The sequence below is a fragment of the Sphingomonas sp. AC411 genome (assembly GCF_979253035.1).
The window spans coordinates 25,441-42,452 of sequence record NZ_CEEDAQ010000002.1; the positions used below are offsets into that span (position 1 = coordinate 25,441).

Consider the following 17,012-nt stretch of genomic DNA (forward strand, 5'->3'; position numbering starts at 1 on the left):
TTATTGTAAATGGCAAGCCCAGGGGCCGCGGGTCCCACGAATCTGACCGTACAACCGGATCAGCGCCGCGATCTCGCCCCCATGACCAACGAGAGCGGTTATGGCAGCTATGGGAGTGCGGCTGGTGGGCGCGAACTGTCTCTGTCGCTGTTGTGGCGCATTGCGGTCGAGTGGCGATGGCTGATCCTCGCTGCTATCGGCACCGGCATCGCTGCCGCGGTGTTGATCACCTTGCTGACGCCGCTGAAATATCGCTCCACCGCCTCGCTCGAGCTCAACCCGCCCCAGGTCGAAGTCATAGCTGACGAAGGGACGAAGGGTGGACGACAGAATAGCGCACGCAGCGATGTCAATTTCGTGGGAACGCAGCTTGCCTTGCTTAGCAGCCGGGCATTGGCCGAACGCGTCGCGCAGAATCTTAACCTTGCGGCAGATCCGACCATCGTCGGCGAGGGGACCGATCGCACGGCCAACACCGCCATCGCGGCGGGGTTCGTGCAGGGTGGGACGAAGGTAGTCTTGCGACCACAGAGCATGATCGTGACCGTATCGTTCATCGCGCGCGACCCGCAGATCGCCGCGAAGGTCGTCAACGGTATCACCGACGCTTATATCGCGACCAATCTCGAACGCCGTTACCAATCCTCGTCCTACGCGCGCGACTTTCTTCAGCGTCAGATTGCTACCACACGGCGCGATCTGGAACGGTCGGAACGCCAGCTGACCAGCTATGCGCAACAGCAACGCTTGATCAGCACGGGCAGCAGCGAGGACGGCGGCGACATCAACTCACTGACCGGCAGTTCGCTGGTCTCGCTCAACACCGCGCTTGCCGCCACGCAGGCACGCCGCATCGCAGCCGAGCAGAAGTATCGTGAAGCTGCTCTAGGCGGCGCGACGACTGAAGGCAGCACCAATGCGGCACCGTTGCGCGCGCAGATCGCAGCACTCAATGCCGAATACCAGCAGAAGCTTCAGACCTTCCGTCCCGATTATCCCGAGATGGTCGCGCTGAAGGCAAGGATTGACGCTCTGCGTGCGTCCGTCGTCACCGAGACGCGAACGGCCAATTCGGATCGCATCGGTACACTTCGCCAGGACTTCCAGGCGGCACGCGCCGAAGAAGACCGGCTGCGATCGCAGGTTTCCGGGCTTAGCGGCACGGTACTCGATCAACGCGGCCGCCTGATCCAGTATAATATCCTCAAACGCGATGTCGACACCAACCGCACGCTCTACGACGCGCTCCTGCAGCGCTACAAGGAGATCGGCGTCGCCGGCGGGATCGGCACAGCGGTCGCTTCGGTGGTCGATCGCGGGCTGGTACCGGGGGGCGTTTTCGCCCAATCTCTACTTTAACCTTCTGATCGGGGCGGTGCTGGGCTTCATCCTCGGCATGCTAGCCGCGATCGTACTTGAGTTCATCAACGACACGATTAAGTCGCCCGACGACGTCCGCGACAAACTGCATTTGCCGTTCCTGGGCGGCATTCCCAACGCCAAGACCGCCAAGCCGATCGAGGAATTGCGCGATACGTTGTCGCCGGTTGCCGAAGCCTATCTGTCGACCGCCTCGGCGATGCAGTTCGTCACCGAGGGTGGTGCCCCAAGACGCTGCTCGTCACCAGCACGCGTCCTGCCGAAGGCAAGTCGACCTCGGCTTGGGCACTGGCGTACAGCTTCACGCGTCTCGGCAAGTCGGTGCTGCTGATCGATGCCGACATGCGCCGGCCCGCGTTCGTTACGGGCCGAGAGAATGTAGGGCTGTCGCATATCCTGACCAATACCGGGTCGCTCAGCGACCATGTGTTGCAGACCGATGTCGACGCGTTGTGGGTCATGCCATCGGGCACCATTCCACCAAGCCCCCGAACTAATTGCCTCGGCTCGGTTTGCTACGTTGCTTGCCGACGCCTCGGCGACGTTTGACGTCGTCGTCATCGACGGTCCGCCGATCCTGGGCCTTGCGGATTCCCCGCTATTGTCGTCGATTGCGCAGGCAACGTTGATGGTGATCGAGTCCGGTCGCACCCGGACGCGGGCCGCAGTCGAGGCACAGAATCGCATGCGAACGGCCGGAGCGCACATGGTCGGTGCCATCCTGACGCGCTACCAGCCTCAGGCGTCGTACGGCTATGGCTATGGCTATGGGCAGAACAAGGACCAGTATCGCTATGTCGCGGACAGTAGCGACAAGAAGCGCCGCATCATGCTGACCATGCATGATGAGCCGTAAAGACCGCGGATCGCGCCGCAAGGGCGCAGACCTTGGAGGCTTGGCCACTGCACGGGGCTTTGCGTCCGCTGCGGTCCTGACGGTTGCGGGCGTATGGGTCGGCTGGCTGTCCTTCCAGTCGACAATGGTGAGGACGTTGCCAGCGACGTCACCCGCGATTGCCCGGTTTGCTCCCGGCTACCCCGATGCCGTGCTCACGCGGACTGCGGCCATACTCGTCAAGCGACACGGCATGCTCGACACCGCCACGCTCGACACCGTGCGGCGCGCGGCCGCACACGCACCACTCGATGCCCGTGCCTATCTGATCCTGGGCCATCAGCAGCTGCTCGACGGCATGCCTGCACGTGCTGTCGCGACGCTGGAGGCCGGGCAGCGGCTCGATCCTCGCCAGCGCCTGATCCACCTGCTGCTCCTTGATCGCTATCTGCGCACTGCACGCTACGCCGATGCTGCAACGCAATTCTCGGTTCTGGCGCGGATTCTTGGCGCGACCCAGGCGCCGATCGCGACCGCAATGGCGAAGATGACGATGGCGCCCGAAACGCACGACGCGGTCCGCCATACGCTGCGCATCGATCCGATTCTAGAACGCAGCGTGCTGATCGCGCTCGCCAAGTCCGACACCGCGCCGGACACGATTTTCGCGCTCGCAAGCCCCACAGGCCGTGCCGATGCCCGCGACAAGGAAAGCTGGGGGCCGATCCTGGTCACCCGGCTGGTAGAACGCGGCCAATATCCGATGGCGCGGTCGGTATGGCAGCGTATCTACGGGGTCGCACCAGCGCAGGCCGCAGCGCCGATCATCAACGCCGGTTTCCACAAAACCGCTGCGTCGCCTCCGTTCGACTGGACACTGACCGCCAGCGGTCTCGGCGCAGCCGATATCCGCAACAATAGCTTGGTGGTGGACTATTACGGTCGCGACAGCGGCGATCTGGCGCGCCAGTTGCTGGTTCTGCAACCGGGACGCTATCGGTTCGCGTTCACCGTCGATCCCGGCAAGACCGATGGAGCCGCCAAGCTCTACTGGTCGCTCGCCTGCGGACCGACTGCACCCATCGACCGCAACCAACTGATGAATGTCAGCGTGACCGCGACCGCCAAGCCGCACCGCATCACGGCCGAAATCGTCATTCCAACCGGCTGCCCGGCGCAGACGCTGATATTGCGCGGCGAAGCCGGCGATTTCCCGTCCCCGTTGAGCGTAACGCTGCGCGACCTCGACCTTCGCACCGTGTCGGGGCCGGCATCGACAGGTAAGGCGGTAGGTACGGCGACAGCTACATCAGCAGCCGCGTCGGAAACCACGCCATGATCCGCCATGCAGCCGTCCCCACCTATCTGCTCGCCTGCCTGTTGCTCGGAGGCGCGAGTGCGGCAGGATTCATCGCCAATTTCATCCTCCAGATCTTCAGCCTGCCGCTGATTGGCTGGGCGATTTGGCAGATGATCCAAGAGCGTCCCTCTGCGCAGATCCGCGCGCCGCTAGGCCTGCTTGCCATCTTCCTCGTCATCGCGCTGCTCCAGTTGGTGCCGCTGCCGCCCGCGCTCTGGATGCTGCTGCCTGGGCGCGGCGCGGTGGTCGAGGGCTATCGCCTGCTCGGCATACCTCTACCCTGGCTGCCGTTGACCCTGGCGCCCGACATCGCCCCGTCGAGCATCCTCTGGCTGATGCCGGCGTTCGCCGTGCTGCTGGGCGTCGTCGTGCTTGGTGCGTTTCGCGGACGCGGCATCGCTGCAGCGATCGTCGCGGTCACGCTTGCCTCGGTCGCGATCGGCGCGCTCCAGGTGATCGGCGGTAACAGCGCCTATCTCTACCGGGTCACCAATTACGGCGTCGCGGTCGGCTTTTTCGCCAACGCCAACCACAATGCGACTCTGCTGCTGGTCTGCATCCCGTTCCTCGCGGCGCTACAGGCGACCCTGCTGAAGCGGAGCGGGTCACAGCGTAGCGCCTCAGCGATCCGCCTGCTGGTTGGTGCAGCCTATGCCGTCCTCTTCGTCGGCCTGCTGATCAACTCGTCACTGGCGGGGATCGGCCTGGGCGTCCCCGTGGCGCTCGGGTCATGGCTGGCCTTCGGACACCAGCGCCGCGCGTTGCGCCGCGGCATCGTCGTCGCCACCGTCGTCGTATCGCTTGCCGCGGTCGTCACGATCGTGGTCGGCCCATTCGGCAACAACCTGTTCGGCGCGCAAAAGGCCAATGTCGAGCTGTCGCGCCAGACCTCATTCGCGCTTACCCTGCGGGCGACGCGAGACTATTTCCCGATCGGCTCGGGTACCGGCAGCTTCCAGCCGGTCTATCACATGCAGGAGCCGCTCGAATCGGTCGGCACGACCTTCATGAACCACGCGCACAGCGACTGGCTCGAGCTGTTGCTGGAGACGGGCATCGTCGGGATCGCGTTCGCCGTGCTGTTCCTGGCCTGGTGGGTAGTCCGCGTGCGCGCGATTTGGCGCGCCGAGGAACCCGATCCGTTCGCACAGGCGGCCGTCATCGCGACCGCGGCGATCATGTTGCATAGCACGGTCGACTATCCGCTGCGTACCGCGGCGCTGTCCGCGGTGTTCGCGGCGTGTATCGGCCTAATGTCCGGCATCCGCCCTATACGCAGCGCAGTCGCCAGCCGTCCCCGGCCCGCCATCTGAGCCTTTAGGTCAGGTTTCGGTTTACGCGATCGCGCGTGCGATCGCGTCGAGATAGCGTACCTCGACGACCGAGACGTCGAACTCGCGCTCGGCGATTGTTCGACTGCGACGCCCCATTGCCGCACGCGCGTCGGGGGTCAGCCCGAGCAATGCGAGCATCGCATCGGCCAGCGAGCGCGCATTGCGGGGCGCACACAAGAAGGCATTCTCGTCGGCACGCGCGATCTCGGTACAGCCCGGCACGTCGGTGGCGATCAGCGGGCGCCCCATCGCAGCAGCCTCGAGCAGCGACCGCGGCATGCCTTCGCGGTAGGACGGCAGCACCACAGCGGTCGCGCGCGCCAGATACGGCCGGACATCCGTCGCCTCGCCAAGATAGTCCAGGATCCCCTCGCGCTCCCAACCATCGACCATCGCGCGGTCGATCGCGGTACGGTTCTGTACGTCGAGAAACCCGAGCAGCTGGAACGCGACATCGGGCCGGGTCTGGCGGACGATCCGCGCGGCCTCAGCGAACTCGACCACGCCCTTGTCGCGGAGCAGGCGCGCGACCATCAAAAACACCGGAGACGGCCCTTCCCCCGCTGGATTGGGGACAAACTGTGCCAGATCGATCCCCGAACCCGGCAGCAGCACGGTACGCGGCGCGTGGACCAGCCGCTGCGCGACGAACAGATCGCGGTCGTGGCGGTTCTGGAAGAACACCGTCGCCGACCGTGCGAGCGCGGTACGATAGAGTCTCCGCACGATCTGCGTGGAGCAGTCCGACCTTGATGAACGCGGTTCCCAGGCCTGAGATGTTGTTGATCACCGGGATGCCGAGTGCATGCGCCGCGAGCGAGCCGTAGACGTTGGGCTTGATCGTCCAGCCCAAGAACGCGACCGGGCGAAGCTGTTTCAAAATACGGTAATATTGCGCAGCGAGCTTCAGGTCGCGGACTGGCGACAACCCCTTGCTGTCGATATCGACCGGAAAATAACGCACCCCCATCGCGACGAGCGTTTCGCTATGCGCATCGCGCGGCGCAAGCGCGACGACGTCATAGCCCTCGCGCTGCAACCGGACGACCAGGTTGCGCCGGAAATTGACGATGTTCCAGCTCGTGTTGATCGACAGGACGATCGTTCTTGTTGGGGTCTTTATCATCTGCCCCGTCTCTGCATCGCTCACTCGCTTTCGGGCGCCGCGCCACCCTGCCGCAGCCAGGCCTGGAACATTAGCACCGCCCACAAAGCTGGCGTGTCTTCGGCAGTGCTTGCAAGATGACGATGCCAACGCAGCTGGATAGGCGCAGGATCGAGATGCCCCTCTTGCCGCATCCGGACAGGATCGAGCAGGTCCTCCGCCCAGTCGCGCAAGGGGCCACGCAACCATTGCCCGACCGGCATCGCGAACCCCGGCCTTGGGGCGCTCGAACATCGCGCGTGGCGCGTGGCGATAGAGAACCTGGCGCAGCACGTGTTTGGTGCTGCCACCGACGATCTTCCGGTTGATCGGGACGCGTGCGGCGACCGCTGCGACGTGATGATCCAAGAACGGCACACGCGTCTCCAGGCTCACCGCCATCGCCGCGCGATCAACCTTGGCCAAGATGTCGTCGGGCATGTAGCTCGTCGCGTCGGCGTACATCATCCGTACCGCATCGGAGGTGCCACCTAGATTCGAGCCGATATCGAGATCGAGCGGGGGCGGCGCCAGCCATCGGTGTCGAGCACCGGCGTGGCCGCAAGATGCCATTCGTCGAGCAGCGAAGCGAAGACATCGTCAAGCCCGCGCGCATTGGCAGCCGTGCGCAACGCCTTGCGGACCTTGCCACCGAAAACGGTGGGCGTCGCTTGCGTGCCGCAATCCCCCAAGCGCGTTCCACACCGCATCGGGCAATTGCGCCCCCGCCCCTGCCGCCAGACGGCGCAGCGGATACGGCAGCGGCGCGAGTGATCGCCAGAGCCTTGGCGCGTGAAGATAGCGGTTATACCCCCGAACAGCTCGTCGCCGCCATCGCCCGAAAGCGCGACGGTGACATGCTTGCGCGCGAACGCACTGACCAGATGTGTAGGGAGTGCCGATGAATCCGCGAACGGCTCGCCGTACATGGTCGGCAACGTCGGGATCACTGCGATCGCATCGGCCGCACCGACATACATCTCATGATGCTCCGTCCCGAAATGGTTTGCGACCTCGCGGGCATAGACGGCCTCGTCGAAACCCGCTTCCTCGAACCCGATCGAAAAGGTGCGGATCGTGCCACGCGCCGCGGCCTGGTAGAGCGCGACGACGGTCGAGGATCGAGATCCGCCCGACAGGAACGCGCCGACCGGCACGTCGGCAATCGACTGGCCGGCGACTGCGGTCGAAAGCGCCGCTTCGACCGCCTCGATCGCCTCGGCTTCGCTTGCATAGGGGTCGGCAAGGCCGTCGCGCACGACCTCGCGGTACGACCAGTAGCGCGTCAGTGTCGCGCCGCCATGCAGGCCTTCGGCGAACGGCATCGTGCGCGGTTGCGCGACGGCGTTGGGCGTCAGCGTCAGGATCGTCGCGGGCGGCAGCTTGAAGATGCCCTGATAGATCGACTGCGGGCACGGGATATACGTCCGCGACAACAGCGACGACAGCGCCGACCGGTCGACCGGATTGGCGAAACCGGGCAACGCGCGGATCGCGCCGAGTTCGGAGGCGAACGCAAACAGCCCCCCGCCCAGCCATAATATAACGGCTTCTCGCCGAACCGGTCGCGCGCCAGCGTCAGCGTGCCTTCGTGTCGGTCCCACAGCGCGATCGCGAACATGCCCGTCGCGCGTTCGAGGGTGCGGCGCACCCCCACGCATCGATCGCCGCGAGCAGCGTTTCAGTATCCGAATGCCCACGCCAGACGGGAGCAACGCCCGCCGCCTCGAGCTCCGCGCGGATCGCCAAGTGATCGTAGATCTCGCCATTATAGACGAGTTCGTAGCGGCCCGACACCGCCGTCATCGGCTGATGGCCGAGCGGTGACAGATCGACGATCGACAGCCTGCGATGAAGCAGGGCGATACGGCGATCGTCCGAAAACCACGCGCCGCTATCGTCGGGGCCACGATGCGTAAGCGTATCGCGCCATGGCGAACGCCACGGGCGGATCGATCGGCCTAACGCCGACCGCACCTGCGATACCGCACATCGTCTTTACCCCCGTAACAATCGCGGCCTCTTATCGGGATCGAGTACGGGCGGCAATATGGACACCGAGCCTGGCGCCCGATCATTATGCCACCTGATTATACCGCCCAGCAGGCGGTCATTCTATTTCCATCCCGCAAAAATCGCGGTGTTGATGCCGAGACGGCGGTACGCGAAAAGTGCGATCACGCCTATGGTAATCAGGTTGGCGGCGCCATACGCGACCGCCCCGCCCACTGTGCCCAGTATCGGCACCAAAACATAAGCCATCGCGGCCAGCACGGCGACGCCGATCGCGTTGGCCATCGCGATCACGGATGGATGCCCCCATCATTACTACCGCCGTCGCCACACCCAGCGCCGACGACATCGTCAAACTGATCATTAGAACGATTAATGTCGGATAAGCATCGACGAAGCCCGGACCGAAAACCGCCAGCACCCACCGCCCTGCGACGACGATCGCCAAGGTAGCGAACATCGCAAAACCAAAGGACAAGCGGACGTTCAACCGGGCGATACGTCGCACCTCGTGCTGGTCCTCGTGGCGAACGCGGTCGCGATCAACGGCACACTGACCGTAGCAAGGGCGGCAAGCCCAAGCGACACGGTCGAGGCGAGCCGGCTCGCGACGCCGTAATATCCAGCCTGGTTAGCACCACCCAGCGTCCCGACCATCAGGATCGGCAACTGAATCAACGCCTGCTGACCAACGCTTGCAGTCAGATTGAACAGACCAAACGTCAGCCACTCGCGGACTGGCATCGCGCCCGTATCGGTAGAAGGTTTGATGAAAAACGCACGAATTATGTGAACAGTGAGTGGTATCACCGCCAGAAGCGCGGCACCTGCCGTCACGCGGAACAGGTCGACCGCATCATAGCCAACCGGTCGTAGATAGATGAGCGATGCCACTAGTATTACAACCAGCAGCGGCCGCATTACGTTCATGAATATCTGTGCGATTATGATGCGTCTGGCGGCCTGAAGCACGGCAGCAGCGGTATTGCCGATCACCGTCGCGCCAATCAGCAACGCCACCCAAACGAGTGTTTCCGTTCGCGCCCAGGCAAGCGTGGCGATCCCCACCGAGGCCCCCAATACCAGCAGACCGACCACGCTAGCCACGCCCAAGATTTGTGTCGCCAACGTGATGAAGATCAGCCGGCGGTAACGCCGCGCCGCACCTCGAGCAGATAGATCGGCATGAACCGCATGATCGCTCCGTCTAAACCGATCGATGCTGGCAGGACGACCAGCATTGCCCAGCTCACTAGGATCGAATAATAGCCATAGGATTTGACGCCAAGATGGCGTGAGATCAACATTTGACCCAGAAATGTTGCCCCGATCCCGACGATGATCGCGGCCAGCGTAGCCAGCCCCGGCCCGGCGATCTGCGAACGACGCAAGCGCCCGGCACCTAGGCGCAATGTATCGCGGAATTCTGCGATTTTAGTCATCGCGACCGTCGTACAAGTGTATCGAGAGCGATGGCATCATACCGCTGCGCATAAGTGTCCTGATGGTCGCGACGCGTCGTTTGCAGCGTTATCCTGCGCCTCATCGTCGGGCGCTCGCTCGAAATGCGTCTCGGTATCACGCGGGATCGCCGACAGCGCGTGCGCATCATTCAAATCGAAGAATTGCGCGCGCGATGGCGCTTGGTCGCAAAACATCGGAAGATTCGCTAAAGGTTCCACCTTGCCCATCATGTGTGCTTCGGTGATCATCAGCCTCCGTCCTCGACGATCGAAAAGCTAATGACAGGCGTTATCAGGTATCCAATCGAGTTCGCATTGTCGACCAGGTTCATTTCAGCGAATAGAAATTCGATCGCCACGATCGGTCGGGACTGGTTTGAACCATCGGTCATTCCGGCGCCCTTATCCGACCGCCGAAAGCCATTCAAGGTTCGATCCCGTGATCGAACACACCATACTAGCTAGCGTAATATGCCGCCGTGATACATGATGATATCACGTTACAGCTGCCTGTTATGTATTGGCCATCAGTTGAGATAAGTTAGCTTCCTGTACCAAGTTTGGTAAACACGCGATATTGTTGAAATTATGTCCCGGCAGCGGTCTCAGCTTGTTTCCGGCATGAAGACCCTTCTTTTCTTCGATCGGATAGAATTCATATCCGAAGGGGCTCAGCATGCGTGTCACCTCTTCAGCGATTTCCTCACTGATGACTTCGATCAGGATCGATGGACGGTCCCGCTCTATTATCGCCATCATGCCGCGCAGGGCAGACACTTCGTGCAACTCCACGTCGATCTTGATAAGCGAAACCTTCGCGTCGGCCAGCATGCTGTCCAACGTGACGACGTTGACCTGATACGAGCGATCGTTGAAGCTGAACGCGTTCTCTAGCGAAGCGGAATATCCGTTCGTGGAAGATTTCGGATCGGCGGAATCATGGAAGGTCGCGACCCCGTTTTTGTCGGAAACTGCTTTTTCGACGACTTCGATGTCGTAGCCATTTCCCATGATATTCCGGGCAAGCTTCTTAGCGATACGATTGACCGGCTCGAACGCCTTTACGGTCGCATTCGGATTCGCGGCCTTGGCGAGCATCGCATAGAGACCAGTATTGGCGCCAATATCTAGAATCATGCCGTCAGCAATTGTGGCCAGCCTTTCCCACACTTGGAAGGACGTCGTATCATCCCCTCGTCCATCGCGACTCCAAAACAGCGAATTTTCCACGACATCGCCGTAGCTGAACATCCGGAAGCTCCGCCCGGATTGTGATTTTAAAGTTATCCATCCGTTTATCGGTAAGTGCTGATAAATATTCTCTGAAATACCAATACCACGAAGCACACTATATATCTTATTTTGAAAAGGTATGCGGCGCCTGATACCTTTAATACTATCAAATATACGGGAATTTCTCACTTTCATTCATCCTTTACTATCTTATTAATAAATAACCATATATCGTAGATTTACCGCAGGATGATATCAGGATGTCTTATGGATCCTGCATAACCGCTATATGCGCATTTATGGATTCGGTGCCCGATAGGACGGCTGCCCGTTGGTTCTGATCCCCCATGATGGCGGCTCAAGCAAATCACGCTCGATTGCTATGGCCAGCGCATTTTCGTCGCCACAGGATATGAGCGTACCGAACTCGCCGTCCTTGAGTATTTCGCGCGGACCATTGGGACAATCGGTACTCACCACAGGCAAACCAGCATGCATCGCCTCGACGAGGACATTCCCAAAACCTTCATAGTCCGACGACAGTACGAATAGGTCGGCTGCAGCATAGAAGGGCCACGGATCGGTCTCGAACCCGGCGAACACGACCAAATCCGTCAAACCTTCGTCTGCCACCTGCCGTTCGAGCACGTTTCGTAGCGGGCCATCGCCCAAAATCAGCAGAGAGGCAGCCATACGCCGACGTACCAACGCAAATGCACGCAGCAGCAATGGATAATTCTTCTCCGATTTGAGCGCTCCTACCGCCAGAATACGCTTTGTACCGGGAGGCCAACGTGTCGCTGCGAGGCCCGCACTGGGCAGCGTCTTTGGCAACAACAGCGGATTGTGGATCACCGTGATGCGTTGCCGCGGCACTTCGATAAACGCCGCAAGGTCGTCTGCCACCCCTGCCGACACCGCCACCAGCGCGTCCGCCTTGAGATACGCCCGGCGGGTAATCGCCCGTACTGCGGCGTGACGCAACCCATGCGGCATCGTCGATAGGGTGGTATGCTCGCTGCCGACGATCCGCATGTCGACGCGCGCTAGCCAGCGCGCAATAATCGCCAGCAGCGGCAGCGGCCACATCATCGCATGCACTGCAGACGGCCTGCGTTGACGAAAATACCGGATCAGCGGCCGTATCGCCTGCCGCAGCTTGGGTGCGCCGAGATCGACGATGTGCACTCCTTGCGGTACCAGCGGCAGCAGTACGCCGCGGCGGTTCACCAGCACCAGATCGACCGGATGCCCACGCTGGACGAAGCCTTGCAGCAGGGCAAGCGCCACGCGCTCGGCCCCGCCCCCGCCTAGATCCGGCAACAACACGGTAAACCGTTGGTTGCGCGACGACGTTCGATCATCCGCCGTCATGCCTGTCGCCTCGAAACCTTGTTGAGGACCTCAAGGTACTGGCCGCTGGTCGCGTGCCTGGAATACCGAGCGACCGCCTCATGCCTGCCTTGCATCGCCGATGCGCCGACGCAAAGCCGGATCGTGGCATAAGCGCTCCAGCACTGCCAGCCACTGCTCGTCGCCCGTCACCAGGAAGCCGTCGACGCCGTCCGTCACCTGAAGCGTTGCTGTACCAATATCGCTCGACACGCTCGGCAGACCGAACGCCATGTACTGGATCACCTTCAACCCGGCTTTGCCCAGCACCCAATCATCGTCGGGCAGCGGATAGAGGCCGATGTCGATCCGTTGCATATGCGCGACCTCGTCTTCGCGCGACCACGTCAATACCTGCAAGGTCGACATCAGGCAGATCATAGGCGAAGTTGCCGATCACGATCAGCTTGTAGTCGATCCGCCGCGCCAGTTCCTGAAGAACCGGACGCAGCAGGTCGAGATAGGGACGCGAGCTGAACGTACCGGTCCATCCAATCACCGGCTTGAGTGACGCGAGGGGGTCTCGCGGGGACGAAACTTGCATCGGTATCCACCGAGGGATAGATCAGCGTGACCGCCTGGCGTTCGTTGATCGCACGGTAGCGCTCGACCATGAACGGCGAAGCAGTCAGCACATGATCCGCGCGCTCCAACAGAAAGCGCGCTTTGCCGCGGCCCTTCAGCTGCTGCCGCAGACCTCGCGGTGCCCCCTCGTCAGCCAGCAGGTTATCCTCGATGTCGTAGACGATCCGCCTTGCCAGAACTCGCGCGAGCCGCTCCAGCCACGACGTGCCGAACGGCGTCACCCACATCGAGATATAGACGATGTCGTAGCGTCGGATACGTGCCAGATCGCGCAGCCGGCGGAGGTGGCCGCGCAACGTGCCGACCATCTTTGCCATCCGATGGCCGGGCGCGTACGCGCGATCCCACAAGGCACGGTCCATGAACGAAGACACCGTCACATCAAACCCAGCGGCACGCCAGTCGTCGAGATACTGCTCGTATTTCAGCCGCTGCCCCGCCGCGACCCCCTGCGGATAAGGGCACAGGATCAGGATACGCGGCATCAGGCGGCATCCTCGGTCAGCACATCGTAGATCGCACGGTAGCGCGCAGCACCTTCGTCCAGCGCAAGCGCTGCCGGGCGGAGTTGACGCAGCGGCCAGGCAGCGCCGGGTCCTGCAACTGCTCGAGCACAGCGCGCGCCGCGGCCTCGATCGCTTTTGGGTCCGGTGTCGGCCATCGCGACACCGACACCGTCTTCTTTGATAATCCGCACCATGTCACCGCAGCCGGCATTGCCGATGACCGGCACACCGCAGCCGAGATATTCGGCGAGCTTGGTGGGTGCGCTCGCGATTTTAGAGAAGAACGGCCGGATCAATGCCATACCTGCGTCCATCCGCTGAATCTGCGCGGGCATCGCTTGGCGGCTCGACGCGACGATCTCTACGGACTGAGCCGGTATGCTGGTGCGGGCAAGCGCAGCGCGGATCACGTCCTGCTGATTTTTGTTGACGATCAGGAGCCGCGCATCCGGGCGCAAATTGTTGATCGCCGCGAACAGCGCGAGCATCTCGTCCAGCATGTACCAGGTACCGATCTGGCCGACATAGCCGATCGTCAGTGGCCGCACTGATGGCTCCCCTGCACCCGGTGCGAATAGGTCGAGATCGGCGCAGGTCGGAATGACGGTGATCGGCGCTTTGGTCTGCCCGAGCCGGGGATCGTCGCGCAGGAACGGCACCGATGCGCGGGTGAGCGTCACGACATGGTCTGCCCGCCGCAGCATTGCCTTCTCAAGGACTTTAAGCACGCGATATACAGGCCCGCCTGCGCGGATCAGCCCGCCATCAACGCGCTCGTCAGCCCAGAAGCCGCGAATATCGACGATAAACCGCGCACGACCGATCATCTTGGCAGGATACAACATGGCCGCACACAATATGCTGCGTGCGTGCAGCAGTCGCGCATCATGGCGTCGCGTCAGACGTGCGGCGAGCAACATCGCAGCGCCCATGTCCCACAGCGTCGACAAGATTTTCGGCCGTTTATGATAGCGCCGCGCATGCCAAGTGATGCCGACATGCTGCAACCGCGCAGCCATTCGCTCCATCTGGTCCTGCCGCACTACGTCGTCAGGCTTTTCGAAGCTGATGAGGTGAATGTCGTATGTAACCGACAATATCTCGAGATAGGCGACGACCTGACTTTCCCCGAGTGGCTCGAGGATACCGTCGTAGCACATGTATATGACCGACGGCCTGGAGTCACCGGACGTGTTCAAGCGCATATCGACGTTATTTCCATACTAGTGCGCTCTAAGCTGGGGATGCATCGGACGTGAGATAAAGAGACGCGCCACGGGACGCAAAACTATGCTGGCAGCGATACACCATAAGGGTGAAGAACGAATATCAACTGCCATATGATGCGAAACCAGCCTTAGCAACGCATTGCGCCGGCGGCGCGCTTGCCAGCGCCTTGGCACAGGCTATGTCGAGTAGAAGTTAGTTGGCCCGATCCGATCGGGCGATAGCTCCGTCGATCGGATCGGGCGACCAGCACCGACGCATAGCAAGGCTTCGTATAGTGATCCCTTATTTCTTGTTGCTTGGCATATGGCTCATCGGCACTGTCCAGTTCTCGTCAAAGGCAGAGTCCGGTCCCGAGCGTATCCTGTATGGTGCGGCACTGATTTTCACGATTTTGATGGTAGGTTTCCGATACCAGGTCGGGGGCGACTGGGTAACCTATGAAGATATGTATCGTGATATTTCGATGCAGATCCTTGCAGGAAGCCATCAGGTTCACCGAGCCTGGCTACGCAGTCCTGAACTGGATATCCGCGAAGTTCGACGGCGGCGTGTATGTCGGCAACGTTGCCTGCGCCATTGTCTTCGTTCTTGGCCTATCCAGCTTGGCGCGTAAGCAGCCGAACCCTTGGCTGGCAATGACAGTGTCCGTTCCCTACCTCGTGATCGTTGTCGGCATGGGTTATACGCGGCAGGCTGCCGCAATCGGCGCGATATGCTGGGCGATCTCGACGGTACGCCATGATCGAGTCTGGAAAATCGTCGCCAAGGTCGCGGTTGGAGCGCTATTCCACAAAACTGCGATCCTCTTCCTGCCCATCCTGCTTGCGCCGGTGGCCAAGCGCAACCTTCTCTTCGGGATTATGGGGGCGATTGCCTTTGTCGTACTCGCGGCCATTGCGCTAGGCGGCTCTTCGGACCAACTTGTTACAAATTACGTCAACAGTGATTATCAATCCAGTGGCGCTGCCATTCGCATCGGCATGAATGTTTTAGCTGCTGCAATATTTTTTACTTTCCGCAAGAGATTTTTCATTTCTTCGACTGAAAGAGTGACGTGGACAATCATTTCTGGCTTGTCATTTATTTCGATATTCGGCTTACTATTCTCTTCTTCTTCGGTCGGTGTTGATAGAATATCACTATTTTTAATACCTCTCCAATTATTTGTATATAGTAACGTACCATACCTTTCCAAACCTTCAAGTAAATCTAGAATTTATTTAACTATTATAGTGATATTGTACAGCATTACCGTACAGTATGTATATTTTGCTCATGGATCTTTTTCGTATACTTGGCTTCCCTATCGTAACATATTGTTTACCGACACCTCGGGCGAGGTTTAGTCGAGACATGGTTCATGATCTCGGAACTGAAGCTTTACCAGACTTTCCGCGATAAGGCGTAGCCTCGTCGCCCTGCTTGCCCCCCACCTCCTGTCCGTAGAGGCGTCTCAATCTTGGAGGAGTGACTGCATGCGCGTTCTCGTTACCGGCGCGGCCGGGTTTATCGGCTTCAACGTCAGCCGCCACCTGCTCGCACGGGGTGACACGGTGCTCGGCATCGACTGCCTCAACGACTATTACGACGTTACGCTGAAGCATGCGCGGTTGGCCGAGCTCGCCAAGCTGGGTGCCGGCTTCGCGTTCAAGCAGGTCGACTTCTCCGATCACGTCGCGCTCGAAGCCGCGCTCGACGGCGAACACTTCGACCGGATCGTCCATCTCGGCGCGCAAGCCGGCGTGCGATATTCGATCGAGAACCCGCGCGCCTATCTGCAGGCCAATCTCGCCGGGCATCTCAACATGATCGAGATCGCCCGGCATCGAGAAGGTCGAGCATATGGTCTATGCCTCGTCCTCGTCGGTCTATGGCGGCAACGACACGCTGCCGTTCCGCGTCGAGGACCGCGTCGACCAGCCGCTGTCGCTCTATGCCGCCACCAAGAAGGCGGACGAGCTGATGAGCGAGACCTATGCGCATCTCTACCGGATCCCGCAGACCGGCCTGCGTTTCTTCACCGTCTATGGTCCCTGGGGTCGTCCGGACATGGCGATGTGGCTGTTCACCAAGGCCATCTTCGACGGCCAGCCGATCAACGTGTTCGGTGAAGGCAACATGCGGCGCGACTTCACCTATATCGACGATATCGTCGCCGGCATCGTTGCCTGCGTCGACAATCCGCCTGCCGACGACGGTACGGTGAAGGCCGGTGGCAGCATCAGCCCGCACCGGATCTACAATATCGGCAACAGCCAGTCGGAGGATCTCGGCCAGATGATCTCGCTGATCGAGCAGGCCTGCGGTCGCCCCGCTACGCGCAATCTGCTGCCGATGCAGCCAGGCGACGTGCGCGATACGTTTGCCGATATCAGCGCCATCCAGCGCGACCTGGGCTTCGAGCCGCGCACCACGATCGCCGAAGGCGTGCCACGGTTCGTGGCATGGTATCGCGACTATCACGGACTTTGACGATCGAGCGGATGCCACGCGATCGCCATCAACCCTTTTCAATATGATAGGTCGATCGATTTTGG

Annotated in this window: 19 protein-coding genes and 2 pseudogenes; 8 read left to right on the forward strand and 13 right to left on the reverse strand. The window is 61.0% G+C overall.

Going from position 1 to position 17,012, the window contains the following annotated elements:
• Window positions 1-81: 81 nt before the first annotated feature.
• The 6 genes from AC0IX7_RS20535 to AC0IX7_RS20560 are packed head-to-tail and all read left to right on the forward strand — an operon-like array spanning window position 82 to window position 4,888.
• Window positions 82-1,359: a GumC family protein gene (locus AC0IX7_RS20535; protein ID WP_471814068.1), complete on the forward strand. Its 1,278-nt coding sequence runs from the start codon at window positions 82-84 to the stop codon at window positions 1,357-1,359.
• 16 nt (window positions 1,360-1,375) lie between these two features.
• Entirely contained in the window at window positions 1,376-1,711 is a 336-nt protein-coding gene (locus AC0IX7_RS20540; protein ID WP_471814069.1) for a hypothetical protein, read from the forward strand.
• Window positions 1,702-1,929 carry a hypothetical protein gene (locus tag AC0IX7_RS20545; RefSeq protein WP_471814071.1) on the forward strand — a complete coding sequence of 76 codons (228 nt, stop codon included), beginning with the start codon at window positions 1,702-1,704 and terminating at the stop codon, window positions 1,927-1,929. Before AC0IX7_RS20540 ends, AC0IX7_RS20545 begins: the two co-directional genes overlap by 10 nt.
• The gene (locus AC0IX7_RS20550; protein ID WP_471814072.1) at window positions 1,901-2,236 is read left to right on the forward strand and encodes a P-loop NTPase family protein; all 336 of its coding nucleotides are present in this window, start codon (window positions 1,901-1,903) and stop codon (window positions 2,234-2,236) included. The genes AC0IX7_RS20545 and AC0IX7_RS20550 overlap by 29 nt, the downstream gene beginning before the upstream one ends.
• 40 nt (window positions 2,237-2,276) lie before the next feature.
• Window positions 2,277-3,554: a tetratricopeptide repeat protein gene (locus AC0IX7_RS20555; RefSeq protein ID WP_471814074.1), complete on the forward strand. Its 1,278-nt coding sequence runs from the start codon at window positions 2,277-2,279 to the stop codon at window positions 3,552-3,554.
• Window positions 3,551-4,888, forward strand: a complete 1,338-nt coding sequence (locus AC0IX7_RS20560; protein ID WP_471814075.1) for an O-antigen ligase family protein — start codon at window positions 3,551-3,553, stop codon at window positions 4,886-4,888. Before AC0IX7_RS20555 ends, AC0IX7_RS20560 begins: the two co-directional genes overlap by 4 nt.
• A gap of 21 nt (window positions 4,889-4,909) precedes the next feature.
• Here AC0IX7_RS20560 and AC0IX7_RS20565 read toward each other — a convergent pair whose 3' ends face one another.
• The 13 genes and pseudogenes from AC0IX7_RS20565 to AC0IX7_RS20625 form a co-directional block, all read right to left on the reverse strand.
• On the reverse strand, window positions 4,910-5,503 hold the full coding sequence (locus AC0IX7_RS20565; protein ID WP_471814235.1) for a glycosyltransferase: 594 nt from the start codon (window positions 5,501-5,503) through the stop codon (window positions 4,910-4,912).
• Window positions 5,397-6,626 (reverse strand): asparagine synthase-related protein, encoded by a 1,230-nt coding sequence (locus AC0IX7_RS20570; protein WP_471814076.1) that lies wholly within the window; start codon window positions 6,624-6,626, stop codon window positions 5,397-5,399. Before AC0IX7_RS20570 ends, AC0IX7_RS20565 begins: the two co-directional genes overlap by 107 nt.
• Window positions 6,545-7,537, reverse strand: coding sequence for an asparagine synthetase B family protein (locus AC0IX7_RS20575; RefSeq protein WP_471814078.1), 993 nt, complete (start codon window positions 7,535-7,537; stop codon window positions 6,545-6,547). The genes AC0IX7_RS20570 and AC0IX7_RS20575 overlap by 82 nt, the downstream gene beginning before the upstream one ends.
• Before the next feature lie 95 nt (window positions 7,538-7,632).
• Window positions 7,633-8,030 (reverse strand): annotated as a pseudogene (locus tag AC0IX7_RS20580) (hypothetical protein); the annotation flags it as partial.
• A 138-nt stretch (window positions 8,031-8,168) separates the two neighbouring features.
• Window positions 8,169-8,351 carry a hypothetical protein gene (locus AC0IX7_RS20585; protein ID WP_471814079.1) on the reverse strand — a complete coding sequence of 61 codons (183 nt, stop codon included), beginning with the start codon at window positions 8,349-8,351 and terminating at the stop codon, window positions 8,169-8,171.
• Between the two features lie 201 nt (window positions 8,352-8,552).
• The gene (locus AC0IX7_RS20590) at window positions 8,553-9,164 is read right to left on the reverse strand and encodes an MATE family efflux transporter (RefSeq protein ID WP_471814080.1); all 612 of its coding nucleotides are present in this window, start codon (window positions 9,162-9,164) and stop codon (window positions 8,553-8,555) included.
• A gap of 41 nt (window positions 9,165-9,205) precedes the next feature.
• Complete coding sequence (locus AC0IX7_RS20595) at window positions 9,206-9,508, reverse strand: hypothetical protein (protein WP_471814081.1); 303 nt, start codon at window positions 9,506-9,508, stop codon at window positions 9,206-9,208.
• A 36-nt stretch (window positions 9,509-9,544) separates the two neighbouring features.
• The gene (locus tag AC0IX7_RS20600) at window positions 9,545-9,778 is read right to left on the reverse strand and encodes a hypothetical protein (protein ID WP_471814083.1); all 234 of its coding nucleotides are present in this window, start codon (window positions 9,776-9,778) and stop codon (window positions 9,545-9,547) included.
• A 264-nt stretch (window positions 9,779-10,042) separates the two neighbouring features.
• Complete coding sequence (locus tag AC0IX7_RS20605) at window positions 10,043-10,780, reverse strand: FkbM family methyltransferase (RefSeq protein WP_471814085.1); 738 nt, start codon at window positions 10,778-10,780, stop codon at window positions 10,043-10,045.
• Window positions 10,781-11,059: 279 nt separating this feature from the next.
• Window positions 11,060-12,136 (reverse strand): glycosyltransferase, encoded by a 1,077-nt coding sequence (locus tag AC0IX7_RS20610; protein WP_471814086.1) that lies wholly within the window; start codon window positions 12,134-12,136, stop codon window positions 11,060-11,062.
• 78 nt (window positions 12,137-12,214) lie between these two features.
• Window positions 12,215-12,523 carry a glycosyltransferase gene (locus AC0IX7_RS20615; RefSeq protein WP_471814088.1) on the reverse strand — a complete coding sequence of 103 codons (309 nt, stop codon included), beginning with the start codon at window positions 12,521-12,523 and terminating at the stop codon, window positions 12,215-12,217.
• A gap of 8 nt (window positions 12,524-12,531) precedes the next feature.
• On the reverse strand, window positions 12,532-13,224 hold the full coding sequence (locus AC0IX7_RS20620) for a glycosyltransferase (RefSeq protein ID WP_471814089.1): 693 nt from the start codon (window positions 13,222-13,224) through the stop codon (window positions 12,532-12,534).
• Entirely contained in the window at window positions 13,224-14,342 is a 1,119-nt protein-coding gene (locus tag AC0IX7_RS20625; RefSeq protein ID WP_471814091.1) for a glycosyltransferase, read from the reverse strand. Before AC0IX7_RS20625 ends, AC0IX7_RS20620 begins: the two co-directional genes overlap by 1 nt.
• A 606-nt stretch (window positions 14,343-14,948) precedes the next feature.
• Here AC0IX7_RS20625 and AC0IX7_RS20630 point away from each other — a divergent pair.
• Window positions 14,949-15,821 (forward strand): EpsG family protein, encoded by an 873-nt coding sequence (locus AC0IX7_RS20630; RefSeq protein WP_471814093.1) that lies wholly within the window; start codon window positions 14,949-14,951, stop codon window positions 15,819-15,821.
• A gap of 129 nt (window positions 15,822-15,950) precedes the next feature.
• A pseudogene (locus tag AC0IX7_RS20635) lies at window positions 15,951-16,947 on the forward strand (GDP-mannose 4,6-dehydratase).
• Window positions 16,948-17,012: the final 65 nt, after the last annotated feature.

Excerpts from the sequence above, each read along its gene's own strand:
- AC0IX7_RS20595 (WP_471814081.1), bottom strand. The coding sequence starts at position 9,508 with ATGACTAAAATCGCAGAATTCCGCGATACATTGCGCCTAGGTGCCGGG.
- AC0IX7_RS20610 (WP_471814086.1), bottom strand. The coding sequence starts at position 12,136 with ATGACGGCGGATGATCGAACGTCGTCGCGCAACCAACGGTTTACCGTG.
- AC0IX7_RS20620 (WP_471814089.1), bottom strand. The coding sequence starts at position 13,224 with ATGCCGCGTATCCTGATCCTGTGCCCTTATCCGCAGGGGGTCGCGGCG.
- AC0IX7_RS20615 (WP_471814088.1), bottom strand. The coding sequence starts at position 12,523 with ATGTCGACCTTGCAGGTATTGACGTGGTCGCGCGAAGACGAGGTCGCG.
- AC0IX7_RS20570 (WP_471814076.1), bottom strand. The coding sequence starts at position 6,626 with ATGGCATCTTGCGGCCACGCCGGTGCTCGACACCGATGGCTGGCGCCG.
- AC0IX7_RS20560 (WP_471814075.1), top strand. The coding sequence starts at position 3,551 with ATGATCCGCCATGCAGCCGTCCCCACCTATCTGCTCGCCTGCCTGTTG.
- AC0IX7_RS20605 (WP_471814085.1), bottom strand. The coding sequence starts at position 10,780 with ATGTTCAGCTACGGCGATGTCGTGGAAAATTCGCTGTTTTGGAGTCGC.
- AC0IX7_RS20600 (WP_471814083.1), bottom strand. The coding sequence starts at position 9,778 with ATGATCACCGAAGCACACATGATGGGCAAGGTGGAACCTTTAGCGAAT.
- AC0IX7_RS20585 (WP_471814079.1), bottom strand. The coding sequence starts at position 8,351 with ATGGCCAACGCGATCGGCGTCGCCGTGCTGGCCGCGATGGCTTATGTT.
- AC0IX7_RS20535 (WP_471814068.1), top strand. The coding sequence starts at position 82 with ATGACCAACGAGAGCGGTTATGGCAGCTATGGGAGTGCGGCTGGTGGG.